Source organism: Xanthobacter tagetidis (genome assembly GCF_003667445.1).
GTDB lineage: Bacteria > Pseudomonadota > Alphaproteobacteria > Rhizobiales > Xanthobacteraceae > Xanthobacter > Xanthobacter tagetidis.
Window position 1 is genome coordinate 71674 of record NZ_RCTF01000022.1, and the last position, 24385, is coordinate 96058.

At 69.1% G+C, this 24385-nt stretch carries 24 protein-coding genes and 1 tRNA gene; 9 read left to right on the forward strand and 16 right to left on the reverse strand.

From position 1 onward, the window contains the following. Nucleotides 1-2: 2 nt before the first annotated feature. Nucleotides 3-608 carry a DUF938 domain-containing protein gene (locus tag D9R14_RS20380; RefSeq protein ID WP_210210884.1) on the reverse strand — a complete coding sequence of 202 codons (606 nt, stop codon included), beginning with the start codon at nucleotides 606-608 and terminating at the stop codon, nucleotides 3-5. Between the two features lie 135 nt (nucleotides 609-743). Here D9R14_RS20380 and D9R14_RS20385 point away from each other — a divergent pair, with 135 nt between their 5' ends. Both D9R14_RS20385 and D9R14_RS20390 read left to right on the forward strand, forming a co-directional pair. Beyond that, entirely contained in the window at nucleotides 744-1193 is a 450-nt protein-coding gene (locus D9R14_RS20385; protein WP_121625199.1) for a MarR family winged helix-turn-helix transcriptional regulator, read from the forward strand. A 28-nt stretch (nucleotides 1194-1221) separates the two neighbouring features. Further along, nucleotides 1222-1629, forward strand: a complete 408-nt coding sequence (locus tag D9R14_RS20390; protein WP_121625200.1) for a DUF1398 domain-containing protein — start codon at nucleotides 1222-1224, stop codon at nucleotides 1627-1629. 21 nt (nucleotides 1630-1650) lie between these two features. Here the strand turns inward: D9R14_RS20390 and D9R14_RS20395 are convergent, their stop codons facing one another. From D9R14_RS20395 to D9R14_RS20405, 3 genes are all read right to left on the reverse strand, one after another. Continuing rightward, nucleotides 1651-2031: a 4a-hydroxytetrahydrobiopterin dehydratase gene (locus tag D9R14_RS20395; RefSeq protein ID WP_121625201.1), complete on the reverse strand. Its 381-nt coding sequence runs from the start codon at nucleotides 2029-2031 to the stop codon at nucleotides 1651-1653. 55 nt (nucleotides 2032-2086) lie between these two features. Then, nucleotides 2087-2962: a bifunctional methylenetetrahydrofolate dehydrogenase/methenyltetrahydrofolate cyclohydrolase FolD gene (gene folD, locus D9R14_RS20400; protein ID WP_245420918.1), complete on the reverse strand. Its 876-nt coding sequence runs from the start codon at nucleotides 2960-2962 to the stop codon at nucleotides 2087-2089. Between the two features lie 209 nt (nucleotides 2963-3171). Continuing rightward, the gene (locus D9R14_RS20405; protein WP_121625203.1) at nucleotides 3172-5160 is read right to left on the reverse strand and encodes a putative bifunctional diguanylate cyclase/phosphodiesterase; all 1989 of its coding nucleotides are present in this window, start codon (nucleotides 5158-5160) and stop codon (nucleotides 3172-3174) included. Between D9R14_RS20405 and D9R14_RS23215 the strand changes: the two genes are divergently transcribed. After that, complete coding sequence (locus tag D9R14_RS23215) at nucleotides 5161-5328, forward strand: hypothetical protein (protein ID WP_170168690.1); 168 nt, start codon at nucleotides 5161-5163, stop codon at nucleotides 5326-5328. A 139-nt stretch (nucleotides 5329-5467) separates the two neighbouring features. Here D9R14_RS23215 and mgtE read toward each other — a convergent pair whose 3' ends face one another. Continuing rightward, nucleotides 5468-6880, reverse strand: a complete 1413-nt coding sequence (gene mgtE, locus D9R14_RS20410) for a magnesium transporter (protein WP_121625204.1) — start codon at nucleotides 6878-6880, stop codon at nucleotides 5468-5470. A 346-nt stretch (nucleotides 6881-7226) separates the two neighbouring features. Here mgtE and D9R14_RS20415 point away from each other — a divergent pair, with 346 nt between their 5' ends. Then, nucleotides 7227-8006, forward strand: a complete 780-nt coding sequence (locus tag D9R14_RS20415) for a polysaccharide deacetylase family protein (protein WP_342634800.1) — start codon at nucleotides 7227-7229, stop codon at nucleotides 8004-8006. A gap of 349 nt (nucleotides 8007-8355) precedes the next feature. Here D9R14_RS20415 and D9R14_RS20420 read toward each other — a convergent pair. After that, a tRNA-Leu gene (locus D9R14_RS20420) sits at nucleotides 8356-8440 on the reverse strand. Between the two features lie 186 nt (nucleotides 8441-8626). On the opposite strand from D9R14_RS20420, the gene lipB reads away from it, so the two are divergent. After that, entirely contained in the window at nucleotides 8627-9394 is a 768-nt protein-coding gene (lipB, locus tag D9R14_RS20425; RefSeq protein ID WP_121625205.1) for a lipoyl(octanoyl) transferase LipB, read from the forward strand. A gap of 88 nt (nucleotides 9395-9482) precedes the next feature. On the opposite strand, the gene D9R14_RS20430 is transcribed toward lipB, so the two are convergent. Then, nucleotides 9483-10709 carry an ABC transporter substrate-binding protein gene (locus D9R14_RS20430; protein WP_121625206.1) on the reverse strand — a complete coding sequence of 409 codons (1227 nt, stop codon included), beginning with the start codon at nucleotides 10707-10709 and terminating at the stop codon, nucleotides 9483-9485. A gap of 433 nt (nucleotides 10710-11142) precedes the next feature. Then, nucleotides 11143-12639: an Asp-tRNA(Asn)/Glu-tRNA(Gln) amidotransferase subunit GatB gene (gene gatB, locus D9R14_RS20435; protein ID WP_121625207.1), complete on the reverse strand. Its 1497-nt coding sequence runs from the start codon at nucleotides 12637-12639 to the stop codon at nucleotides 11143-11145. A 391-nt stretch (nucleotides 12640-13030) separates the two neighbouring features. On the opposite strand from gatB, the gene D9R14_RS20440 reads away from it, so the two are divergent. Continuing rightward, complete coding sequence (locus tag D9R14_RS20440; RefSeq protein ID WP_170168691.1) at nucleotides 13031-14059, forward strand: glycosyltransferase family 2 protein; 1029 nt, start codon at nucleotides 13031-13033, stop codon at nucleotides 14057-14059. A 10-nt stretch (nucleotides 14060-14069) separates the two neighbouring features. Here D9R14_RS20440 and D9R14_RS20445 read toward each other — a convergent pair whose 3' ends face one another. The 4 genes from D9R14_RS20445 to D9R14_RS20460 all read right to left on the reverse strand — a co-directional run bounded on the left by D9R14_RS20445 (nucleotide 14070) and on the right by D9R14_RS20460 (nucleotide 17228). Further along, complete coding sequence (locus D9R14_RS20445; protein WP_245420917.1) at nucleotides 14070-14381, reverse strand: chorismate mutase; 312 nt, start codon at nucleotides 14379-14381, stop codon at nucleotides 14070-14072. Next, nucleotides 14369-15853, reverse strand: coding sequence for an Asp-tRNA(Asn)/Glu-tRNA(Gln) amidotransferase subunit GatA (gatA, locus tag D9R14_RS20450; protein ID WP_121625209.1), 1485 nt, complete (start codon nucleotides 15851-15853; stop codon nucleotides 14369-14371). The genes D9R14_RS20445 and gatA overlap by 13 nt, the downstream gene beginning before the upstream one ends. After that, on the reverse strand, nucleotides 15850-16137 hold the full coding sequence (gene gatC / locus D9R14_RS20455) for an Asp-tRNA(Asn)/Glu-tRNA(Gln) amidotransferase subunit GatC (protein WP_121625210.1): 288 nt from the start codon (nucleotides 16135-16137) through the stop codon (nucleotides 15850-15852). Before gatC ends, gatA begins: the two co-directional genes overlap by 4 nt. An 86-nt stretch (nucleotides 16138-16223) precedes the next feature. Further along, nucleotides 16224-17228, reverse strand: a complete 1005-nt coding sequence (locus D9R14_RS20460; protein WP_121625211.1) for a LysR family transcriptional regulator — start codon at nucleotides 17226-17228, stop codon at nucleotides 16224-16226. A 43-nt stretch (nucleotides 17229-17271) separates the two neighbouring features. Between D9R14_RS20460 and D9R14_RS20465 the strand changes: the two genes are divergently transcribed. Next, nucleotides 17272-18267: an MBL fold metallo-hydrolase gene (locus D9R14_RS20465; protein ID WP_121625212.1), complete on the forward strand. Its 996-nt coding sequence runs from the start codon at nucleotides 17272-17274 to the stop codon at nucleotides 18265-18267. Nucleotides 18268-18295: 28 nt separating this feature from the next. Here D9R14_RS20465 and tgt read toward each other — a convergent pair whose 3' ends face one another. From tgt to D9R14_RS20485, 4 genes are all read right to left on the reverse strand, one after another. Continuing rightward, nucleotides 18296-19447 (reverse strand): tRNA guanosine(34) transglycosylase Tgt, encoded by a 1152-nt coding sequence (tgt, locus tag D9R14_RS20470; RefSeq protein ID WP_121625213.1) that lies wholly within the window; start codon nucleotides 19445-19447, stop codon nucleotides 18296-18298. Beyond that, entirely contained in the window at nucleotides 19444-20532 is a 1089-nt protein-coding gene (queA, locus tag D9R14_RS20475; RefSeq protein WP_121625214.1) for a tRNA preQ1(34) S-adenosylmethionine ribosyltransferase-isomerase QueA, read from the reverse strand. The genes tgt and queA overlap by 4 nt, the downstream gene beginning before the upstream one ends. A gap of 41 nt (nucleotides 20533-20573) precedes the next feature. Further along, nucleotides 20574-21176 carry an exopolysaccharide biosynthesis protein gene (locus D9R14_RS20480; RefSeq protein WP_184759667.1) on the reverse strand — a complete coding sequence of 201 codons (603 nt, stop codon included), beginning with the start codon at nucleotides 21174-21176 and terminating at the stop codon, nucleotides 20574-20576. Between the two features lie 307 nt (nucleotides 21177-21483). After that, complete coding sequence (locus tag D9R14_RS20485; RefSeq protein ID WP_121625216.1) at nucleotides 21484-21762, reverse strand: usg protein; 279 nt, start codon at nucleotides 21760-21762, stop codon at nucleotides 21484-21486. A gap of 431 nt (nucleotides 21763-22193) precedes the next feature. Here D9R14_RS20485 and groES point away from each other — a divergent pair, with 431 nt between their 5' ends. Both groES and groL read left to right on the forward strand, forming a co-directional pair. Further along, nucleotides 22194-22508 (forward strand): co-chaperone GroES, encoded by a 315-nt coding sequence (gene groES / locus D9R14_RS20490; protein WP_121625217.1) that lies wholly within the window; start codon nucleotides 22194-22196, stop codon nucleotides 22506-22508. A 79-nt stretch (nucleotides 22509-22587) separates the two neighbouring features. Further along, complete coding sequence (gene groL, locus D9R14_RS20495) at nucleotides 22588-24219, forward strand: chaperonin GroEL (protein WP_121625218.1); 1632 nt, start codon at nucleotides 22588-22590, stop codon at nucleotides 24217-24219. Nucleotides 24220-24385 lie beyond the last annotated feature (166 nt).

Below are 24385 nucleotides of genomic sequence, written 5' to 3' on the forward strand. Positions count from 1 at the left end.
GCTCAGCCCGTCTTGCGGAAGACGACCGCGAGATTATTGGCCGGCATCTCGACGATTTGCTCCAGAGCGAGCCCATGGCGTGCCGCCTCCGCCGCCACGTCCTCCAGGCGGCGCAGGCCGAAGGCGGGATTGCGCGCCTTCAGGCTGGCGTCGAAGGCAAGATTGCTCGGCGCGGTCTCGATGCCGTCGCGCACATAGGGTCCGTAGAGCACCAGCGGCCCACCCGCCGGCAGCCGCGCCCCCGCGCCGGCCATCAGGCCCTGCGTGGAGGCCCAGGGCGAGATGTGGATCATGTTGATGCACACGGTGGCATCCACATCCCCCACCGGCCAGTCCGGCGCGGCGGCGTCCAGCGCCAGCGGCGGGCGCACATTGGCCAGCCCCTCTGCCGCCGCATGGGCAGCGACCGAGGCGCGGGCGTCCGGCGCGGGATCGGTGGGCTGGAAGGAAAGGTCGGGCAGGTTCCGGGCGAAGTGGACCACATGCTCGCCCGAGCCGCTGGCGATCTCCAGCACCAGCCCGGCGGCCGGCAGCACCTCCCGCAGCACATCGAGGATCGGCCCGCGATTGCGCAGGGCCGAGGGGGCGGAGAGGCGGGAATCGGGCAGGCCGGACACGGGGGACGTCTCCTAGAGAAGCGCCGCACCATAGACCAACCGCGCGCCGGGGCGAGCGCGCGGCGATATAGTTGACATGGAAACTATATTCCTATAGTTTCCTACTCAACCAATTGAGCCCCACTCATGCCCGTCTCCGACCTCTCCGCCCATCTCGGCTACTGGCTGCGCTTCGTGTCGAACCACGTCTCCCTCGCCTTCGCCCGCAAGGTGGAGGGGCGCGGAGTGACGGTGGCGGAATGGGTGCTGCTGCGCATGCTGCACGGCGCGGAGCCCACCGCGCCCAGCCGCCTCGCGGACCGGCTCGGCCTCACCCGCGGCGCGGTGAGCAAGCTCGCGGACCGGCTGCTGGCGAAGGGCCTCATCGTGCGCGCCGCCAGCGAGAGCGACGGGCGCGCCCATACCCTTGCCTTGACGCCCGAGGGCGCGGCTTTGGTGCCGGTGCTCGCCGCGCTGGCGGACGAGAACGACGCCGAATTCTTCGCCGACCTCACGGCCGATGAGCGCGCGGTCATCGCGGGCGCGCTGCGTCGCATCGTCGAGAAGCGGGGCCTGAGGGCCGTGCCCGTCGACTGAATACACCTCCCAACACCGGAGATCGCCCATGGACCCGCACCAGTCCGAAACCGCCGCCGCATGCCTGAAGGCCGCCGAGGCCAATGCGATGACCTTCCCCGAGATCGTCGGCGCGCTGATGGCGGCGGGCTTCGAGGGCTATGAGGTAGACCTGCGGCAGGCCCGCGCCACCTACTTCCTGCCGGACGGCGAAGCGCTCGCCCTCGCCTGCCACGAAAGCCCGGTCCCAGTGGCGCCAAGCTTCGATGCCGCCGCGCTCCAGGCCGCCATCCGCCAAGCGCAGACGCTCGCCCCCGGCTACACCTATCGCGGCTTCTGCGACAAGGCGAAGGCCGCCGGCTGCGCCGGCTACATGGTCTCCTTCACCGGCCGCCGCGCGCTCTATTTCGGCCGCACGGCGGAAACGCATGTGGAGCTGTTTCCGCGGGCGGCGTGAGCCCCGGCCCCGCCCTATCCCTCACTCATACTTCACATAGGCAAACCGCAGATCCCCCTGCGGCGTGCCTTCCAGGGCGCCGCCTTCCTCCAGGCCGGGCTGCCACTGCACCACCTCCTCGATCTTCGTCGCCAGCGCAAAGTCGCGCTCGGTGATGCCCTTGGCGTCGTGGGACATGAGGCGCACCTCGACCCAGGCATAGGAGGCGGTGAGGTCGGGATGGTGCCACGCCGCCTCGGCGAGATGGCCCACCGTGTTGATGACCATCAGCGTGCCCTTCCAGCTCGCGGTCTTGTAGGTGCGGCGGATCCAGCCGTCCTCGTAGCGCCAGTGCGGCAGCGCGGCGGACAGGCGCGCGGCGATCTCGTCCGGCGTGAAGGTGTGCTTGCGGTCGACGGCCATGGCTTGCCTCCTTCGATCCCGGACAACCCGCGCGGTCCCGCGCCCGTTCCCGCTGTCAGGCGAGGCCGGCCTGGCGCTTGGCGGCGGTTAGGGTGTTGGCGAGCAGGCAGGCGATGGTCATGGGGCCGACCCCGCCCGGCACCGGCGTGATGAGGCCGGCAATGCCCTGCGCCTCGGCGAAGGCGACGTCGCCCACCAGGCGGGTCTTGCCGTCCGCCTTCGGCACGCGGTTGATGCCGACATCGATCACGGTCGCGCCGGGCTTGATCCAGTCGCCGCGGATCATCTCCGGCCGGCCGACGGCGGCGATCAGGATGTCCGCCTGGCGGCACTCGGCCGGGAGGTCGCGGGTGCGCGAATGGGCGATGGTGACGGTGCAGTCCTCCTTCAGGAGCAGCTGCGCCACCGGCTTGCCGACGATGTTGGAGCGGCCCACCACCACCGCCTTCATCCCGGCGAGGCTGCCCAGATGGTGCTTCAGCAGCATCACGCAGCCGAGCGGCGTGCACGGCACCAAAGCGTCGAGGCCCACCGCAAGGCGGCCGGCATTGATGACGTGGAAGCCGTCCACGTCCTTTTCGGGATCGATGGCGGCGAGCACCTTCATGGCGTCGATCTGCGGCGGCAGCGGCAGCTGCACCAGGATGCCGTTCACGGCCGGATCGGCATTGAGGCTGGCGACCAGCGCCAGGAGGTCCTCTTCGCGCGTGTCGGCGGGCAGCTTGTGCTCGAACGAGGCCATGCCGGCCTCCACCGTCTGCGCCGCCTTGTTGCGCACATAGACCTCGCTCGCCGGGTCCGCGCCCACCAGCACCACCGCGAGGCCGGGCCTGAAGGGCGGATGCGCCGCGCCCAGCGCAGCCACCTCGGCGCCGATGCGCGCCCTGAGGCCGGCGGCGAAGGCCTTGCCGTCGATCAGACGGGTCTCGATGTTGTGGCTCCCGGTCACGCGCAACACCCCTCTGTCGGCCGCGCGCGGCGCGCGGTCTGCCTCAGCCCGTCTTGTGCCAAGCGCCCCGGCAAACGCAACCATCCACACGCATGGGCAGCCGGGATCCGCAGCAGAATCTCTTAAAGAGAGAATTTTTTTCCTTCAAGGAAATAACTCGATGCCGGTTGCCGGCGGCTACTTGCCGGCCGCTACTTGGCCGGGAGCTCGCCGCTGCCGCGCTGGACGCGCTGGCTCTCGGCCTCCGCCTGGCGCTTCAGCAGCGCCGCCGCCGCCTGCAGCGGCAAAGGCGGCGAAAACAGGTAGCCCTGCGCCTGGTGAGCGCCGAACGCGCGCAGGAAGCGCAGCTGCTCGCGGGTCTCCACCCCCTCGGCGGTCAAAGTGATGCCGAGCGAGCGGCCGAGCCGCACCACATATTCCACGATCGAGGCCGCATCGCGCTGCACCCCGAGATTGAGGATGAACGACTTGTCGATCTTGATCTTGGTGATGGGAAAGCGGCGCACATGCACCAGCGAGGCATGCCCGGTGCCGAAATCGTCGAGCGCGAGCCGCACCCCGAGCCCGCGCAGGCGCGCCAGCGCGTCCTGCCCCTCGGCGCTGGCGTCCAGGATGGCGCTCTCGGTGATCTCGATTTCCAGCCGCCGGGGGTCGAAATCGGTCTGCCGCAGCGTGGCGATGATGTTGTCCACCATGCCCGCATGGCGCAGGTTCAGCGGCGACATGTTCACCGAGATCGTGACGCCCGGCAGTTCCTTCGCCTGTTCGCAGGCCGAGCGCAGCACGTAGGCATCCAGCCGGTTGATGAGCCGCGAGCCCTCCGCCACCGGGATGAAGGCGCCGGGCAGGATGCGTCCGCGGGTCGGGTGGTCCCACCGCACCAGCGCCTCGAAGCCGACGATGCGCTCGCTCTCCACGTCCACCTGGGGCTGGAACACCAGGTTGAGCTCGCCGCGGTCGAGCGCCGCGGCCAGCTCCACCTCGGTGCGCCGCCGTTCCAGGCGCTCGCGCTCGAAGTGCGGCTCGAACAGGCGGTAGGTGCCGCGACCTTCCGACTTCGCCCGGTAGAGCGCGACATCGGCAAGGCTCAGCAGTTCGTCGCTGGTGCGCGCGTCCCGCGGCGCGCGCGCCGCCCCCATCGAGGCACTGACGGCAAGGTCGATGCCGCCCACATGGACGGGGATGTCGAGCACCCCGAACAGGGCGGCGACGAGGCTCGCAAGCTCCGCCTCCTGCCGATAGCGCGTGAACAGGACGAACTCGTCGCCGCCGAAGCGCGCGGCGAGCCCGCGATCTCCCACGCACCCCCTCAGGCGGCGCGCCACCACCGCCAGAAGCTCGTCGCCTCCGGTGTGGCCCACGCTGTCGTTGACCTCCTTGAAGCCGTCCAGATCGATGAACAGCAGCGCGATGGCCTCGCCCTCCCCGCGCCCGGCGAGGGCATCCTTCAGCTCGGCGATGAAATGCCCGCGATTGGCGAGCCCCGTCAGGCTATCGCGCTGCGCCAGTTCGCGGGCGCGCGCCTCGCTGAGGGCCAGCGCCGCCGCGGCGCGCCGCGCCCGCACCATCAGCGCCAGGAACACCAGGCAGAGCACCAGCGCCGCCGCAGCGATGATCATCGCGAGTTGATTGAGCGGGCCGTATTCCTGTTCCGACGTGTTCCAGACGAAGCCGGCGCGCGGCCCGTCCAGCAGGTTGGCCATCGCCACCGCTTCGGGAGACTGGGCGGCGGCGTCACGCACCAGATGCATGGGCGGCAGGTCGAGCTTGCCGAACACGTCGCTCAGGAAGGCTTCGTCCACCACGTCCACGGTGACGATGATCAGAGGCTGGCGCAGGTTCTGGCCCACCTGCGTCGCGGCGAGCGGACGCGCGGCGACCAGTCCGGCCTCGCCGTCCGCCACCGCAAGGCCGGAGCCCGGCCCGGCGCGCCAGCGCGACATCTGCCGGGAGAATGCCGGCGCGATCCATCCCAGCGCCTCGTGCGCTCCCAGGGTGCCCAGCTCCGAGGCATAGAGCACCCGGCCATCGGCATCGATCACGTAGGTCATCTCAAAGCCGAACTGATCCCTGAGCGTCCGGCCCAGGCGATCGTGAAGCTCGGCCTTGCGATCCTCCGTCAGGGCGCGGGCGATCTCGGGCTCCCGCCCCGCGGTCATCCCGGCGAGAACCCGGGCCATGTGCTCCTGGCGCTCGGAGATGGCGGCGAAAACCGCGTGCCGATCGCGCGCATGAACCCGCGCGGAATTACGCTGGGTTGCATGAAGGAGCGCCAGAACGACTCCCCCCAGCAGGACAAGGAGGGCGAACAGTCCCGTCAGCGCAAGCGCACGGGAATCAGAACCTGATCGCCACGGTATGGCCGCCCCCAAAGCCGGTACTGGGCGCAAATCCGAAACACTCTCGGACGACTCCGCCGGCCACCGTCAAAATTTGTCCGACATTCGGCGGAGGCGCAAGCTTGAGCGTAGCCTTTGAAGTAAACATTCAGGTAAGCGAAAACCACCATGTGGCAAGGCCGAGGAAGGCGAAGAAGCCCACGGCGTCGGTAACCATGGTGACGAAAACTCCCGACGCCACGGCCGGATCGAGCTTCAGCCGCGAGATCGCGAGCGGGATCAGGATGCCGAACAGCCCGGCCGCCAGCATGTTCAGCACCAGGGCCGAGGAGATCACCGCCCCGAGCTGGGCGCTGGAGAACCAGAAGGCGGCGATGGCGCCGAGCGCGGTCGCCAGCACGAGCCCGTTGATGAGCCCCACCAGCACCTCGCGCGAGACCACGCGCCGGGCATTGTGGCTGCCGAGGTCCTTGGTGGCGAGCGCCCGCACCGCCACCGTCATGGTCTGGTTGCCGGCATTGCCGCCCATGGAGGCGACGATGGGCATGAGCACGGCGAGCGCCACCATCTTCTCGATGGTGTTCTCGAACAAAGCGATGATCGAGGCGGAGATGAAGGCGGTGCCGAGATTGACCACCAGCCAGGGCAGCCGGCTCCTGGAGATGTAGCCGACGGTGTCGGACAGTTCCTCGTCGCTGCCGACGCCGGCGAGCGCGCGCAGGTCCTCGTCCGCTTCCTCCTGGATCACGTCCACCACGTCGTCGATGGTCACGACGCCCACGAGGCGCCCCGCATCGTCCACCACCGGGGCGGAGACGAGGTTGTAGTGCTCGAACATGCGGGCGACCTCCTCCTGGTCCTCGGAGGCCTTCACCACGTGGAGCTGGTCCTTCTTCACCGCGGTCATCAGCACCGGGCGCTTGGCGCGCAGCAGCCGGTCGAGCGCCACCGCGCCGATCAGCCGGTATCCGGGGTCCACCACGAACACCTCGTAGAACGTGTCCGGAAGGTCGGCGGTCTCGCGCAGATAGTCGATGGTGCGGCCCACGGTCCAGAACGGCGGCACGGCGATGAACTCGGTCTGCATGCGCCGGCCGGCGCTTTCCTCGGGATAGTCGAGGGAGCGCAGCAGCGCGACGCGCTCGGGCGCCGGCAGGTGTTCGAGGATCGCCGCCTTGTGGTCCTCGTCGAGGTCTTCGAGGATGTAGACCGCGTCGTCCGAATCCAGGGCGGAGATGCCGCGCGCGGCGATGCGCGGCGAGATGGCGTGCAGGATCTGCACGCGGACGGTCTCGTCCAGCTCGGTCAGTGCGGTGAAGTCGAAGTCGGGCCCCAGAAGCTCGATCAGCCGGCGCCGCTCGTCGGCGTCGAGCGCCTCCAGCAGGTCGCCCATGTCGGCTTCGTGCAGGGGGATCGTCAGCGCCTTCAGGCGGTCCACGTCCCGCGCCTCGATCGCCGCCTGGACGGCGCCGCGGAAGGCGTCCGAGATCGCACCGTCCTCCTCGCGCACCGTAAGGGTGTCCTCGGCGCGCGGGTCGATGCTGTCTTGATCCTCGCGCATGGGACCTCCGGCGGAACGGGGTAACACGGGAAACGGATTGCGGAGGCACGGCCGGCCGCCGCGGGCAGGCAAGGAGGAGCCGGTGCGCCCGCGGGCCGGCAGGCCCTCCTGTGCCATTGGCCCGTTACGGCTGGAATCGCAAGGCGAAACGGCAGGAATTCGGCGGCGGGCACGCCTCTTTCGCCGGGCGTTGCCGCGGTGCGACACCGCGCGCACGCCCCGGCGCAGCACGCCCCTCCCCGCCCGCGCCGCGCCGTGAGACACTGGCACGAACGGATGCGGTGGCGAGCGAATGGATCAGCGGGGCAGCGCGGCGGTGCCAAGACGCGCAGGGCAGCGCCGGGTAGTGCGCGCCGGCGTGATCGGCGCGGCCGTCGTCGCGTTCATGGGCGCCGTTGCCGGCGCAGCGGCCGCCGCGTGCCCCGGACGGCCGGATGCGCTCGGCACCGCGCGCGTGATGGAGGTGGACCCGAAGGGCCTTCAGGTCGGCACCAAATCGTTCCCCGCAACCCTGCCTCTGAAGCCGCGCGAGGTGGTGCTGACATTCGACGACGGGCCATGGCCGGCGACCACCGCCGCCATCCTCGACGCGCTCAAGGCGGAATGCGTGCGCGCCACCTTCTTCCTCATCGGCCAGAACGCGAAGCTGCGGCCCGAACTGGTGAAGCGCACCCTCGCCGAGGGGCACACGGTGGCGCACCATTCCATGACCCATCCGGCGGCGACGCTGGCCAAGATCCCGTTCGAGGCGGCGGTCAAGGAGATCGAGCAGGGCATCGCGGCGGACGAGCGGGCCGCCTATGGCGCGTCCGGCCCGGCGCCGCGCGTGCCGTTCTTCCGCTTTCCCGGCTTCGCCTCGACGCCCGAGCTTCTGGCCTATCTCGACCGCACGGGCATCGGCGTGTTCGGCGCCGATCTGTGGGCCAGCGACTGGAACGTGCAGGCACCGCAGGCCCAGCTCGATCTGGTGCTGAAGCGGCTCGACGCGGCGGGCGGCGGCATCGTGCTGTTCCACGACACCAAGGCGCAGACCGCCGCCATGATCCCCGCCTTCCTGCGCGCGCTGGCGGCGCGCGGCTACGGCGTGGTGCACATCGTGCCGAAGGGGGCGGGGAACGGGGGCTGAGCGCCCCGCCGCAGGTGCGCCCCCAAGGCCCCCCAAAGGCCGCCCGGCCGCCGATACCGGCCTCAACCGCGCCCCGCTGTCCCGACCGCCGTCATGCTCCGGCTTGACCGGAGCATCCATTTGCCTGCCGCCGCGCCTGGCGCCGCGGTCCATGGGCCCTCCGGTCAAGCCGGAGGGCGACGGCGGGGCGAGGGGCTAAGGAGCGAGGGACCGCCCTGCAGGCCGTCGACCCGAAAGACGAAAGGCGGCCTTGCGGCCGCCCGAAAAGCAAAAGGCGGCCTTGCGGCCGCCTTGCATGCTCGCGCGGTTCCGGTCGCGCGTCCGGGCAGGCAGAGCCTGCCTCCATCTCTGGTGCGGACGAGAGGACTCGAACCTCCACGGGTCTCCCCACTAGCACCTCAAGCTAGCGCGTCTACCAATTCCGCCACGACCGCAGTCAGGGATGGCACCGGGACAGGGCCCCTGAAGGGGCCGGCCGCCGCCGGGGGCCATCGTCTAACAGATCGATACCGGCGCCACAAGGGGCCTTCGGCGCCGCTTCCGCACGCCCCGGAGACGGCTGTGGACGGCGCCCTCCCCGCTGCCCTTTACCGGCCGCCGGAATGGGATAAGCATGCGCCATGACCTTGAGCGCCAGCAGCCCCGAGGCGGGTCCGCCAGCCGTGAGCGCCGCCGCGCGCCCCGCACCCGTCGCCCGCGGCGGACTTGCCGCCAGCTTCCGGCCGCGCGCGGCCGCGGCGCCGCCCGTGGACTGGGTGGTGAGCGACCATCTCGTTCCCTATGAGGCGGCGGTGGCCGCCATGGAGGCGCGGGCCGCCGCCATCGCCGCCGGCACGGCGAACGAATGCGTGTGGCTTTTGGAGCATCCCCCGCTCTACACCGCCGGCACCAGCGCCCGGCCGGAGGACCTCGTGGAGGCGCGCTTCCCGGTGTTCCAGACCGGCCGCGGCGGCCAGTTCACCTATCACGGGCCGGGCCAGCGCGTGGCCTATGTGATGCTGGACCTGAAGCGGCGGGACGAGGACGTGCGGCGCTATGTGAGCGCGCTTGAGGCGTGGATCATCGCCACGCTCTCGGCCTTCAACGTCACCGGCGAGCGGCGCGAGGACCGCGTCGGCGTGTGGGTCCCGCGGTTTTCCGGCGAGGACAAGATCGCAGCCATCGGCATCCGCGTGCGCCGCTGGGTGACGTTCCACGGCATCTCGCTGAACGTGGAGCCGGACCTCTCCCACTTTTCCGGCATCGTGCCCTGCGGCGTGCGCGAGCACGGCGTGACCAGCCTTGCCGACCTCGGCCTGCCGGTGAGCATGGCGGAGGTGGATGCGGTGCTGAAGGTGGCGTTCGAGGAGGTGTTCGGCCCGACCGCGCCTGGGGCTGCGCCGACCTGAAGCGAGGGCCTGGAATGCGTACCGGCCGGATCGCGGAGCGACCCGGCCGGTACAGTCCGGTGACGAAGGGGCGGGCTCGCCCCCCGCCTCAGTTCTTCTTCACCAGCGGGCACGCGCTCTGGGAGAGCGGACGGAAGGCGTCCTCGCCGCGGATGGTGGCGAGCTGCTTGTAATAGTCCCACGGCCGCTTGCTCTCCTTCGGCGACTTCACCTGGAAGAGATAGAGGTCGTGGATCAGCAGGCCGTCCTCGCGCACATAGGCGTTGCGGGCGAACACGTCGTCGATGGGCATCTTCTTCAGCGTCGCCATCACGGTCTCGGCGTTGTCGGTGCCGGCCTTCTCGATCGCCTTCAGATAGTTGAGCACCACCGAATAGTTCGCCGCGTGGGTCATGGTGGGCATGCGGCCGGTGCGCTTGAAGAAGCGCTCGCCGAAGGCGCGGGTGCGATCGTCCATGTCCCAGTAGAAATCGGATTCGAGCACCAGGCCCTGCACCTTTTCGAGGCCGATGGAGTGCACGTCCGAGATGAAGACCAGCAGGCCCGTGATGCGCTGCTTGCCGGACACGGTGAGGCCGAAGTCGGACGCCGACTTCACCGCGTTCACCATGTCGCCGCCGGCATTGGCGAAGGCGACGATATCGGCGCCCGACGTCTGCCCGGCGAGCACGAAGGACGAGAAGTCCTGGGTGCCCACAGGGTGGAACACCTTGCCGACCACCTTGCCGCCGGACTCGTTCAGCACGTCGGTCAGGTCCTTGGCGAAGGAGTGGCCGAGCGCGTAGTCGGCCGCGACGATGAACCAGGTCTTGCCGCCCTGGGAAAGGATGCCCTTGGCGGTGCTGCGCGCCATGGCATAGGTGTCGCTGCGCCACTGCACCGAATAGGGCGTGCACTTGGCGCCGTTCAGTTCCGCGGTCGCGCCATTGCTGATGAGGGCCACGCGCTTGCGCTCATTGGCCACGAAGGTCACGGCGAGCGAGCTGGCCGAGCCCACCACGTCGGCGATGGCATCCACCTTCTCGTTGTCGTACCAGCGCCGGGCGATGGAGGAGGCGATGTCCGGCTTGTTCTGGTGGTCGGCGAAGATGATCTCCACCGGCTTGCCGAGCACCTTGCCGCCGAAGTCCTCCACGGCCATCTTCGCCGCTTCGATGGAGCCGGTGCCCGACACGTCGGAATACAGGCCCGACATGTCGCCGAGCACACCGATCTTCACCACGTCGTCGGAAACGCCCGCCGGAGCGGACTGCGCCCAGGCGGTGCCCGCGGCGACGCTGAGCAGCGCGCCGAGAAGGATGGCCGGCCTCTTCATGGTTTCCTCCAGGTCTGTTCTTGAAATCTGTTCTTTGAACGATGGTATTCGCGTCGTGCTGCGGGCGGCCGCGCGTTCGCCGGGCCGGGCTGCCGCCCTCTCCCGCACGCGCCGAAGACGCGGTCAGGTGATCCGTCCGGCCACGCGCTTCCGGCCGCACGGGCCTTGCCCGTCGGAGCGGTCGCGCACCGGCGCCCTCACCGTATGCACGTCATATTGTACGACAAACGAATTTTCCTGCTGACCTCATGAACGAATTTGATGAGGTCGCACACCATCGGCGGCGCAAGCCGCCGGGAAAACCGGCGCTCCGCTGCCGGCCCTGCGGCCGCGCGGCCGAGGCCCGACGCGCACCGTCGCGGGCCCCGGACATGGCGCGGGGCGGCGCGGCGGCGGCGCCGCTCTTCGGGCGCTCGAGCCAGAAGCCGGCGGCTCAGATGCCGAGCTTCGCCTTCAGGATCTCGTTGAGCGCCTGGGGGTTGGCCTTGCCGCCCGAGGCCTTCATGGCCTGGCCGACGAACCAGCCCAGCATGGTGGGCTTGGCCTGCACCTGGGCGACCTTGTCGGGATTGGCGGCGATGATCTCGTCCACCACCTTCTCGATGGCGCCCGTGTCCGTCACCTGCTTGAGGCCGCGCGCCTCCACGAGGTCGCGCGGGTCGCCCTCGTATTTCTCGCCGAGGATGATGACCATCACGTCCTTGGCGATCTTGCCGGAGATGGTGCCGTCGCTGATGAGGTCGACCACGCCCGCCACCTGCGCCGCCGAGACCGGCGTCTGCGCGATGGAGACGCCCGCGGTGTTCGCATAAGCGGCGATGTCGCCCATGATCCAGTTGGCCACCAGCTTGGCGTTGCGCTGGACACCGCCGGCCTTGACGGCGGTCTCGAAATAGTCGGCGGTCTCCTTCTCCGCCACCAGCACGCTGGCGTCATAGGGCGAGAGGCCGTAATCGGCGATGAAGCGCGCCTTCTTCTCGTCCGGCAGCTCCGGCAGATGCTGCTGAAGCTCCGTGACAAACGCCTCCTGGAGCACCAGCGGCAGCAGGTCCGGGTCGGGGAAATAGCGGTAGTCGTGCGCCTCTTCCTTGGAGCGCATCGAGCGCGTCTCGCCCCGGTTGGGGTCGAACAGGCGCGTCTCCTGGTCGATGCTGCCGCCGTCCTCCAGGATCTCGATCTGGCGCCGCGCCTCCACCTCGATGGCCTGGCCGATGAAGCGGATGGAGTTGACGTTCTTGATCTCGCAGCGCGTGCCCAGCGGCCCGCCCGGCCGGCGCACGGAGACGTTCACGTCGGCGCGCAGGTTGCCCTTCTCCATGTCGCCGTCGCAGGTGCCGAGATAGCGCAGGATGGTGCGCAGCTTGGTGACGTAGGCCTTCGCCTCGTCCGACGAGCGCAGGTCGGGGCGCGAGACGATCTCCATCAGCGCGACGCCGGAGCGGTTCAGGTCCACGAAGGAGAGGGTGGGCGAAAGATCGTGGATCGACTTGCCCGCGTCCTGCTCCAGATGCAGCCGCTCGATGCCCACGGTGATGCTCTCGCCGTCCGCGAGGTCCACCACCACGAAGCCCTCGCCGACGATCGGGCTCTTGTACTGGCTGATCTGGTAGCCCTGCGGCAGGTCCGGATAGAAGTAGTTCTTGCGGTCGAACGTGGAGGCGAGGTTGATCTGCGCCTTCAGCCCCAGGCCGGTGCGCACGGCCTGGGCGACGCACTCCCCGTTGATGACCGGCAGCATGCCCGGCATGGCCGCATCCACCAGCGACACATGGTCGTTGGGCGGGCCGCCGAAGGCGGTGGAGGCGCCGGAGAACAGCTTCGCGTTGGAGGAGACCTGGGCGTGCACCTCCATGCCGATCACCACCTCCCAGTCGCCGGTGGCGCCGGCAATGAGCTTCTTGGCCTCGGCGGGACGGGAATGGAGGGTCATGGTCGTCCTATGGTCCTGGCTATGGTCTCGGGCGGCGGCGCGGGCGCCGGCGCATTCCAAAGCGGCACAGCCGCGTTCCGGCGTTTCGTAAACCCGCCGGGCGGTCTCTGGCAACCAGGCCGGCGCCGGACACCTGGCGTGGGAGGGCGCGCGCCGCGCCGCAGGGAGCCGCCGGCCGCTTGATCCGGCATCCCGGATGGCCGCTTCGCCGAAGCCCCGTCGGGGCGGCGCATCACGCAGGGTGATGGCCGAGAAACCTCGGGCATGCCTTCCGTTTCGGCACCCCTGCCGGACCCGCAGCCCCATCCCGGCGCAGGACATTCCCCTGCGCCCAATGGCGTTTATTTCCCACAGGCCATGGGCTAAGAGGTGCGGCCCTACGGAGTGTTCCTTGATGCGCCTTGCCGGCATTTCGATCGTTCGCGACGAAGCGGACATCATCGAGCCATGGGCCCGCCACAACTGCCATTTCCTCGACAAGCTCTACATTGTCGACAACGGCAGCACGGATTCCACCCGCCAGATCATCCAGGACCTGATCGCCGAGGGTCTGCCGATCGAGATGGTCGACCACGGCCAGCACGGCGCATTCTATCAGGGCCAGCGCACCACCCGGCTGATGCGCCATGCGGCGGCGGACGGCGACTGGGACTTCATCTTCCCCCTCGACGGCGACGAATGCATCTGCGCCACAGACCGCGGCACGCTCGAAGCGGAGCTGGCGGACTTCCCGGCCGCCTTCCTGCCGAGCTTCCGGGAAATCCGCTACAAGCTGTCCGATCTGGACGACCCGGCGATCGTCAACCCGCTGGAGCGCATCCGCCACGTGCAGGACAAGGCGCCGGCGCCGTTCAAGTGCATCGTTCCCCGCGCCCTTGCCCTCAATCCGGACGCGGCGCTGTCCGACGGCAATCACCGGGTGCGCGTCGCCGGCGTGGAAGTTCCGCGCCAGCTTCTGGAGAACGCCGCGCTCGCCCATTTCGCCCTGCGCTCGCAGAGCCAGATCATCGCCAAGCTGATGGTGACCTACATCACCTTCAAGGCGCGCGAGGACTATGTCCCCACCCTCGCCCCGCGCCCCATCGAGGCCGCCGGCGTCCTGTGCGGGGAGGAGGAGATCGCGCTGCACCGGTTCGACGACCTGGTGCGCGCCTATGACGGCCCGGAGCAGGCCGGCCTCTACCGGCCGTTCACCGAGTGCCGCGGCGAGACCCGCTTCCCCCACCTCGCGAACACCTTCCCCTACCGCCGGACGCTGCGCGCCGTGGACGACGTGATCGCCGAGATGAAGGCGCGGTCGGAGGAGGTCCGGACGCTGAAGAAGGACCTGTTCAAGGCCCGGATGGGACCGGTGCGCTACTTCTTCATCCGCAAGTCCCGTTCCTTCGCCAAGCACTGGCAGAAGCTGCGCGGGGGGTAAGCGGTGCCGATTACAGCCGCGCGTTCTCGTAGGCGATGGTCTCGGCGATCAGGGTGCGCCAGAGGGCGCCGGCGATGCCCGGGGGCAGGCCCTTCTCGGCGGCGAGCGCCTCCACCTGGGCCACCACCTCCTCCACCCGGTCGGGCAGCAGAGCGGGAATGCCGTTCGCCTGCTTGACCTTCACCACCTCCTCGACCACCGCGAAGCGCTCGGCGAGCAGGTCCACCATCCGCGCATCGATGCCGTCGATGGCGCGCCGCGCGGCGGCAAGGGCGGCGGGCACCGCCCCGCCCTGCCCGATGGCGCCGCTCACCGGCGCCACCAGAGCTTTTCCACGGGGAAGCGGCCCGCCGCCTCCTCGATCACCTCGGCGAGGGAGAACAGCGTCTCCTCCTCGAACGGGCGGCCGATAAGCTGGAGGCCGAGCGGCAGCCCGTCCGCCGACAGGCCGGCCGGCACCGAGATGCCGGGCAGGCCCGCCATGTTCACGGTCACGGTGAAGACGTCGTTGAGATACATCTCCACCGGGTCGGCCTTCACCTTCTCGCCGATGCCGAAGGCGGGCGACGGGGTGGCCGGGGTGAGCACCGCGTCCACGCCCTGGGAGAAGACGTAGTCGAAGTCGCTCTTGATGAGCGAGCGCACCTTCTGGGCGCGCAGGTAATAGGCGTCGTAATAGCCGGCGGAGAGCACATAGGTGCCGATCATGATGCGCCGGCGCACCTCCGGCCCGAAGCCGGCGGCGCGGGTGTTCTCGTACATCTCCACCACGTCGCGGCCCGGCACGCGCAGGCCGTAGCGCACCCCGTCATAGCGCGCGAGGTTGGAGGAGGCCTCCGCGGGCGCGACGATATAGTAGGCCGGCAGCGCGTAGTGGGTGTGGGGCAGCGAGATGTCGACGATCTCGGCGCCCGCGTCCTTGAGCCAGGCCGCGCCGTCGCTCCACAGCGTGTCGATCTCGTCGGCCATGCCCTCCACGCGGTATTCGCGCGGGATGCCGATCTTCTTGCCTTTGATGGAGGCGCCGACCGCCTCCTCATAGTCGGGCACCGGCCGGTTGACGCTGGTGGAATCCTTGGGGTCGTAACCCGCCATGGAGCGCAGCAGCAGCGCCGCGTCGTTCACCGTGCGGGCGAACGGTCCGGCCTGGTCGAGCGAGGAGGCGAACGCGACGATGCCCCAGCGCGAGCAGCGCCCATAGGTGGGCTTGATGCCCACCGTGCCGGTGAAGGCCGCGGGCTGGCGGATCGAGCCGCCGGTGTCGGTGCCGGTCGCCCCGGCGCACAGGAACGCTGCCACCGCCGCCGCCGAGCCGCCGGAGGAGCCGCCGGGCACGATCGGCGTGGTGTCGCCGTCGCGCCGCCAGGGCGAGACCACCGGGCCGAAGGCGGACGTCTCGTTGGACGAGCCCATGGCGAACTCGTCATTGTTGAGCTTGCCGAGCATCACCGCGCCGTCGCGCCAGAGGTTTGCGGTGACGGAGGATTCGTACTCGGGCACGAAGTTCTCGAGGATCTTGGAGCAGGCCGTGGTGCGCACGCCCTCGGTGGCGAACATGTCCTTGATGCCGAGGGGGATGCCCTCCAGATGCCCGGTGTCGCCGGAGGCGATGCGCCGGTCGCTCTCCTTCGCCATGTCGAGGGCGATGTCGGGCGTCTCCAGCACGTAGGCGTTGAGGGCGCGCGCCTCCTCCATGGCCTTGAGATAGGCCTCGGTCAGCTCGACGGAGGTGAACTCGCCCATGGCGAGGCCTTCGCGCGCCTGGGTGAGGGTGAGCTGGGTGAGCTTGGTCATTCCACCACCTTCGGCACGGTGAAGAAGCCGCCCTCGGCCTCGGGGGCGTTGGCGAGCACCTTGTCCGGATAGTGGCCGTCGGTGACCACGTCCTCGCGCATGGGCAGGTCCACCGGCACCACGCTGGTCAGCGGATCGACGCCGGAGACGTCGAGATCCGCCAATTGCTCCACGAATTCGAGGATGGCGTTGAGCTCGTGGCTCAGATGGTCGAGTTCGTCCTCACGGACCGCGATACGCGCAAGATGCGCCACGCGGCGGACGGTCGCCTGGTCGACGGACATGCTGTGCTCCCGAAAGCCGACCTGCGCTATAGCAAGGGGGGCTTCCCCGGCGCAATGGCGGCGGGCGCAGGTTGTCGGCACTCCGGCTATCGGCCGTCGGCCGCGTCCGGCAAGCCGCCCTCGCTCTTCAGGGGCCATTTGAATGCGCGGATGTGCTGGAGGAATGCAGCCATCGCCGCGCTCGGATGGTGTCGATTCGGGTAATAGAGGAACCAGCCCGGCAGCCGCGGCGACCACTCCCGCAGGAGTTCGACGAGGCTGCCCTCGGCCAGATGCGGCCGTGCATAGTCCTCGAAGACATGGGCCACGCCCTGTCCCGCGAGCGCGGCCTGCAGCTCCTGGTGGGCGGAGGAGAGCGTCAGCCGGCCGGCGGGATTGATCTCCAGGCGTTCGCCGTCCTTCTCGAAATGCCAGCTGACGAACGTTCCGCCCGGAAAGCGCCTGCGGATGCAGTCGAAGCCGATCAGATCGGACGGCGCCGCCGGCAAGGCCCGCTCCCGCAGATAGTCCGGGGACGCGACGATGGCATAGCGCAGCGGCGGCCCGAGGGGCACCGCGATCATGTCCTGCTCCAGCTGCTTGCCGAAGCGCACGCCGGCGTCGAAGCCCTGCTGGACGATGTCGACGATGGCGGCATCGCTGACCAGATCGACCCTGATCTGCGGAAACGCCTGCATGAAGTCGAACACCAGCGGGCACAGCACGTGATCGACCGCCGGGCCGGGCGCATTGATGCGCAGGGTTCCGGTCGGTGTCGCACGCAGCTGGTCGAGATCATCGATGGCCAGCCGGATTTCCCGGAAGGCGGGAACGAGGCGCGCATACAGGCGCGCCCCGGCCTCGGTCGGCGCCACGCTGCGGGTGGTCCGGTTGAGCAGACGTATCCCCAACGCGCTCTCCAGGGCGCGGATGTTCTGGCTCAGCGCCGCGGACGAGACGTGCCGCTGGGCGGCCGCGGCACGAAACCCCCCGCAGCCGACAATGGCGACGAACGCGTCGAGATTCTCCAGTCGCACAGGGGCCATTGCAAAGCACGTCTTATCAAGGTGATCCGGAATACGCACCTTATCCGCGCAATGCTTCGCTGTCATCCTGACGGGACCACAAGTCACCCCGCCACGGAGCGCGCGAACGATGGCACCGATCACCTTGAACCGCCGCAGGATCATGCTTTCCGCCATTGCGGGCGCGGGCGGCCTCCTCGCCGGCCCGGCCCAGGCGCAGGCCCAGGCGCAGGCGCAAGCGCCGCAGCCCGCACCGGTCCGCAATGCCGGCCACTACCGATTTCGCGTCGGCGACATCAGCGCGACGGTGCTCAGCGACGGGGTCATCGGCGGCCCGCCGCGGATCTATGCCAGCGACGCGCCGGAGATGGAGCTTGAGGAGGTGCTGACGCGCGCGTTCCTTCCCACCGACCACCTGACGCTGAACCTCAACACCCTGCTGATCGAGACCGGCGGGCGCCGCATCCTTCTGGAGGCCGGCGCGGGGCGGACCATGGGCCCGAACGGAGGCCGCATCTTCGCCAGCCTCGCCGAAATCGGCCTCGGGCCGAGCGACATCGACGCCGTGGTGATCTCCCACACCCATCCCGACCATATGGGCAATCTCAGGGGCGCGGAGGGGGAACCGGCCTTTCCGCGCGCGACGGTCTTCGCCCCGAAGGCGGACTGGCACTTCTTCGTCCTCGGCACGCCCGATCTGTCCTATCTGCCGGTGCCGGCCGACTTCCGCCGCCGCTTCGGCGCGGCCATCAAGCAGAGCGCCGAGCCGGTGGCCGGCGGCATCGAGCTCTTCGAGGGCGGCGCGGAGATCGTGCCGGGGCTGACCACCATCGCGGCGTCGGGACATACGCCGGGGATGGTCTCCTTCCTGGTTCATTCGGGCAGCGACCAGCTGCTGCTGACGTCCGACCTCGCCTACCACCCCGTCGTCAACGTCGACCGCCTTTGGCGTCCCGGCCCGGACCGGGACAAGGAGGCGGCCCTGAGCGCGCGCCGCCGCATCTTCGACCGGGCGGCGGCCGAGCGGATCGCGGTGCTCGGCTTCCACTATCCTTTCCCCGGCCTCGGCCATCTGCTGCGCACCGATTCCGGCTACGCCTGGGTTCCGTCGGGCTGGCAATTCTGAGCGGCGCGCAGCGTGCGGCGCCCTGCCCTCACCCCACCGGCGGAATGTCGCCCCGCGCCCAGCCGCCCTTGGTCTCAGCCACATAATCGGCGTAGCGCCCCGCCGCGATGGCGGCGCGGGCGCCGGCCATGAGCTGCTGGTAGTAGTGGATGTTGGCCCAGGAGATCAGCATCGCCCCCAGCATCTCCTCGCACCGCACGAGGTGGTGCAGATAGGCGCGGGAATAGTCGCGCAGCGCCGGGCAGTCGCTCGCCTCGTCCAGCGGGCGGGGGTCCTCGGCGTGGCGGGCATTCTTCAGGTTGATGCGGCCGAAGCGGGTGAAGGCGAGCGCGTGGCGGCCGGAGCGGGTCGGCATCACGCAGTCGAACATGTCGATGCCGCGCGCCACCGCCTGAAGGAGATCGTCCGGCGTGCCCACCCCCATGAGATAGCGCGGCTTGTCGGCGGGCAGATGGGGCGCCACGGTCTCGATCATGGCCAGCATGACCTCCTGCGGCTCGCCCACCGCGAGGCCGCCGATGGAATAGCCGGGGAAGTCCATTTCGGCGAGCGCGCGGGCCGATTCCACCCGGAGCGCCGGTACCGCGCCGCCCTGGACGATGCCGAACAGGGCCCGGCCTTTGGGCTGCGCCTCGAACGCGCGCTTCGAGCGCTCCGCCCAGCGCAGCGACAGGCGCATGGCGCGCTCGGCCTCCGCATCCTCGCACGGCAGGCGCACGCACTCGTCGAGCTGCATCTGGATGTCGGCGCCCAGCAGCCCCTGGATCTCGATGGAGCGTTCGGGGCTCATCTCATGGAGCGTGCCGTCCACGTGGGATCGGAAGGTGACGCCCTGCTCGCTCATCTTGCGCAGGCTCGACAGGCTCATCACCTGGAAGCCGCCGGAATCGGTGAGGATCGGCCCGTCCCAGCCCATGAAGCGGTGCAGGCCGCCGAGCTTCGCCACCCGCTCGGCGCCGGGGCGCAGCATGAGGTGGTAGGTGTTGGCGAGCACGATGTCGGCGCCCGCCTGCTTCACCTGGTCGAAATAGAGCCCCTTCACGGTCGCCACCGTGCCCACCGGCATGAAGGCGGGCGTGCGGATCGTTCCGCGCGGCGTCGCGACCAGGCCGGTGCGGGCGGCGCCCGAGGTGGCGGACAGGGTGAATGAGAAGGTGTCGGAGGTGAGCGCGGCGGTCATGCCCCGCCTTCTGGCAGAAGGAGGCACGCATCGCCATAGGAATAGAAGCGGTAGCCCTGCGCGATGGCATGGGCATAGGCCCGCTTCTGGGTGTCGTGGCCGATGAGGGCCGCCACCAGCATCACCAGCGTCGAGCGCGGCAGATGGAAGTTGGTGAGCATGCCGTCGATGGCTTTGAACCGGTAGCCCGGCGTGATGAAGATGTCGGTCTCGCCCACGAACGGGCGGATGAGGCCGCCTTCCCCCGCCGCGCTCTCGATCAGCCGGGTGGAGGTGGAGCCGACCGTGAGGATGCGTCCGCCTCTCGCCTTCACCGCGTTGAGCGCGTCGGCGGTGTCGCGCGTCACCTCGCCCCATTCGGCATGCATGCGGTGGCCGGACGTGTCGTCCGCCTTCACCGGCAGGAAGGTGCCCGGCCCCACATGCAGCGTCACGGTGTGCCGCTCCACCCCGGCCGCGGCGATGCGGGCCAGGAGGTCCGGCGTGAAGTGCAGGCTGGCGGTGGGGGCGGCGACCGAGCCGGAGACGCGCGCGAACAGGGTCTGGTAGTCTTCCCGGTCGCGGTCGTCCTCGTGGCGGCGCGCGGCGATGTAAGGCGGAATCGGCATGTGGCCCACCTGGGCGATGGCCTCGTCCAGCGCCGGGCCGGACAGGTCGAACGCCAGCAGCACCGAGCCGTCCTCCTCCTTGGCCTCGACCGTGGCGTCGAGCGTGCCGAGGAGACAGGCGCTCCCCTCCCCGCCGAAGCGGATGCGGTCGCCCGCCTTCAGGCGCTTGCCGGGCTTGGCGAAGGCGCGCCAGCGCGCCGGGCCGATCCGCTTCACCAGCGTCGCCTCGATGCGCACCGGCGCGCCGCCGTCGCGGGCGCGCGCGCCTTCCAATGCGGCGGGGATGACGCGGGTGTCGTTCACCACCAGCGCGTCGCCCGCCTTCAGGAAGGACGGCAGGTCGCGCACGCCGCGGTCCTCAAGCTCCGGCGCGCCGCCCGGGCGCACCACCAGCAGGCGCGCGGCATCGCGCGGCTCGGCGGGGCGGAGCGCGATGCGGTCCTCGGGAAGCTCGAAATCGAAGGCGTCGACGCGCATGGAACAGGGATCGCCAGAAGGAAGGGGCCGGACCGCCCCTTCTAGAATATGGCGATCGCTCCCTGCCAGATGGCCCAGCTCATCAGCCCGGTTATGGCGAGGCCGAGCAGGGTCGCGCCGAAGCCGGCGAGAATCACCAGCCCGTCGCGCTCCACGAGGCCGAGGCCGAACACGCACACGGCGAAGCCCGGCGGCAAATTGCCGAGGAAGGGGATCGGCAGCAGCAGGATGAAGCCCAGCAGCACCACGGTCGCGCCCACCACGCGCCGCGCGGTGGGGCCGGCGAACTGCTCGTAGCGCGGGCGCGAGAAGCGCTCGAAACGCTCGATCCAGGGCTTGGAATGGGTGACGATGCTCTCCAGCATGGAGCGCGAGAAGGTGCGCTTGGCCACCTTCTCCGGCAGCCACAGCTCCTGGCGGCCGATCATCATCTGCGCGCCGATGAGGCCGAGGATGATGCCGCAGATCACCGGGATGCCGGGCGGCATGGGAATGCAGTTCGGGATGCCGAAGATCAGGAACAGGATGCCGAATGCGCGATTGCGCAGCGCGTTCACGAGATCGCCGATGGCCACCTTGTCCTCGGTGTGGGCAGCGAGCACCGCGGCGAGCAACTCTGACGTTCTGGGCGTACGATGGTCCAAGGCGACCTTATCCTCCAGGGCGCCCATCCATAGCATCGAGAAAGCGGCGGCGTGAGGGCACACGTGTTGCGGCGAGCGTTTCCGTTCCGTCAGCCCGATCGGCCGATACCGCATGCCTGAAGCGGGACGTCCCAGGGGCCGTACCGGCGAGACGCAGGCAAGCTAGGCGAGCACGCGCCTGGCGAGGGCTAGGCGGCATGTGCGTGAACCCCCGCAGACGCGCATGCCGACTGCCACCCCCATGGTCAAGCTAGCGCATCCCGGCTCCGAAAGGGAGAGGGATCAACGCATAAGGAAAGAAAATCCCTCAATGGAGGTGGAACATGCCGTTCACCGGCGTCAGCTCCGCCGGCTTGATGAGCCCGCAATGGGCTACCGTTACGGAATGGAGCGGCCCCTCGATCTCCTTCTGCCAGAAGGCGAGGAAGCGGTTCAGCTCCGGGAAGTCCGGACAGAGGTCGTATTCCTGCCAGACGAAGCTCTGGAGCAATCCTGGATGGTCGGGAAGGCGATAGAGAATCTCCGCCGTGGCGAGCCCGTAACCCTCGATCTGACGAACGAAATCGCGCGATACCGAAGAGACCATGTTCTGAACCCTCCTCCGCTGATCCGGTCCGACACCGGAAACTGGATTGTCGGCTCACAAGGGTCGCCCCGCCAAGGCTAAAAATTGGTTTCCTTGAGCAAAAACAATGAACTAGCAGCGATGAGGCATGACTGCTGACAAAGGCCCCCCATTGCCGCCGCAAAGCCGGCGCACAAGCCCGCGCCAAGTGCTGCCCAAGTGCAGCCCAAGTGCATTCCAAGTCCGGCCCGCCACCGTCCCGCCGTAACGCATTGAGGCGCAACGCCCCGGCTTGTGCCGGAGCGCAATCTGGCACTCACTTCGAGCGAGTGCTAATTTTTTCCGGGAACCCCCTTGAAGGGCGCTGGCGCGCCCCTTAGATCGCCAGCGGAGCCGGAGGCGTACGCGTCCGGCGCCCCGAAAATTGGCATTCCAACCGGAGGTTTCCCCCGATGGGTTTCCGTCCCCTGCACGACCGCGTGGTGGTCAAGCGCATCGACGCCGAAGAGAAGACCGCCGGCGGCATCATCATCCCCGACACCGCCAAGGAGAAGCCCATGCAGGGCGAGGTGGTGGCGGTCGGCCCCGGCGCCCGCAACGAGAAGGGCGAGCTGGTGGCGCTCGACGTGAAGGCTGGTGATCGCGTGCTGTTCGGCAAGTGGTCCGGCACCGAGGTCAAGATCGACGGCCAGGATCTGCTCATCATGAAGGAGAGCGACATCCTCGGCGTGATCGAGGGCACCGCCGCCGCCAAGAAGGCGGCCTGAGGCCATCAAGAACCGCAATCGAGGGCCGCGCATGGCCTTCGATCCGATCATTCGTCCATAAGCTGAAGGAGCAAGGCACATGGCTGCCAAGGACGTGAAATTCTCCGTTGACGCGCGCGACAAGGTCCTGCGCGGCGTCGACATCCTCGCCAATGCGGTGAAGGTGACCCTCGGCCCCAAGGGCCGCAACGTGGTCATCGAGAAGAGCTTCGGCGCCCCCCGCATCACCAAGGACGGTGTGACGGTGGCGAAGGAGATCGAGCTCGAGGACAAGTTCGAGAACCTCGGCGCCCAGCTGGTGCGCGAAGTGGCCTCGAAGACCAACGATCTCGCGGGCGACGGCACCACCACCGCCACCGTGCTCGCCCAGGCGATCGTGAAGGAAGGCGCCAAGGCGGTGGCCGCCGGGATGAACCCGATGGACCTGAAGCGCGGCGTCGACCTCGCCGTCGAGGCCATCGTCAAGGATCTCGCCGCCAACTCCAAGAAGGTTACCTCCAACGAGGAGATCGCCCAGGTCGGCACCATCTCCGCCAACGGCGACGCCGAGGTCGGCAAGTTCCTCGCCGAGGCGATGAAGAAGGTCGGCAACGAGGGCGTCATCACGGTGGAGGAGGCCAAGTCCTTCGAGACCGAGCTCGACGTGGTCGAGGGCATGCAGTTCGACCGCGGCTACCTCTCGCCCTACTTCGTCACCAACGCCGAGAAGATGCGCGTGGAGTTCGAGGATCCCTACATCCTCATCCACGAGAAGAAGCTCTCCGGCCTCCAGGAGCTGCTCCCGGTGCTCGAGGCGGTGGTCCAGTCGGCCAAGCCCCTCGTCATCATCGCCGAGGACGTGGAGGGCGAGGCGCTCGCCACGCTCGTCGTCAACAAGCTGCGCGGCGGCCTGAAGGTCGCGGCCGTGAAGGCGCCGGGCTTCGGCGACCGCCGCAAGGCGATGCTGCAGGACATCGCGATCCTGACCGGCGGCCAGGCGATCTCCGAGGACCTCGGCATCAAGCTCGAGAACGTGAACCTCTCCATGCTCGGCCGCGCCAAGAAGGTGGTGATCGAGAAGGAGAACACCACGATCGTCGACGGCGCCGGCGCCAAGGACGACATCACCGCGCGCATTCAGCAGATCAAGGCGCAGATCGAGGAGACCACCTCGGACTATGACCGCGAGAAGCTGCAGGAGCGCCTCGCCAAGCTCGCCGGCGGCGTGGCCGTCGTGCGCGTCGGCGGTGCCACCGAGGTCGAGGTGAAGGAGAAGAAGGACCGCGTGGACGACGCGCTCCACGCCACCCGCGCCGCGGTCGAGGAAGGCGTGCTGCCCGGCGGCGGCGTGGCCCTGCTCCGCTCCGTCAAGGTGCTGGAAGGCATCAAGGTGGACAACCCCGACCAGCGCACCGGCATCGAGATCGTCCGCAAGGCGGTCCAGGCCCCGGCGCGCCAGATCGCCAGCAATGCCGGCGACGACGGCTCCGTGGTGGTGGGCAAGATCCTCGAGTCCAACGACTACGCCTTCGGCTACGACGCCCAGTCGGGCAAGTATGTGGACATGGTGAAGGCCGGCATCATCGACCCCACCAAGGTGGTGCGCACCGCGCTCCAGGATGCGGCCTCCATTTCCGGCCTGCTCATCACCACCGAGGCGCTCATCGCCGAGATGCCGAAGAAGTCCGGCCCTTCCGCTCCGTCCATGCCGGGCGGCGGGATGGACTTCTGAAGGTAGAGGAACGTTCTGACGCCGCCCGGCTCTTTCAGGCAACGCAAGCCGGCAGCAGCCGGCTTGCTCGGGCGGCGGCATGGACTTCTGAGCTAGAGGAACGTTCTGACGCCGCCCGGCTCTTTCGGGCAACGCAAGCCGGCAGCAGCCGGCTTGCTCGGGCGGC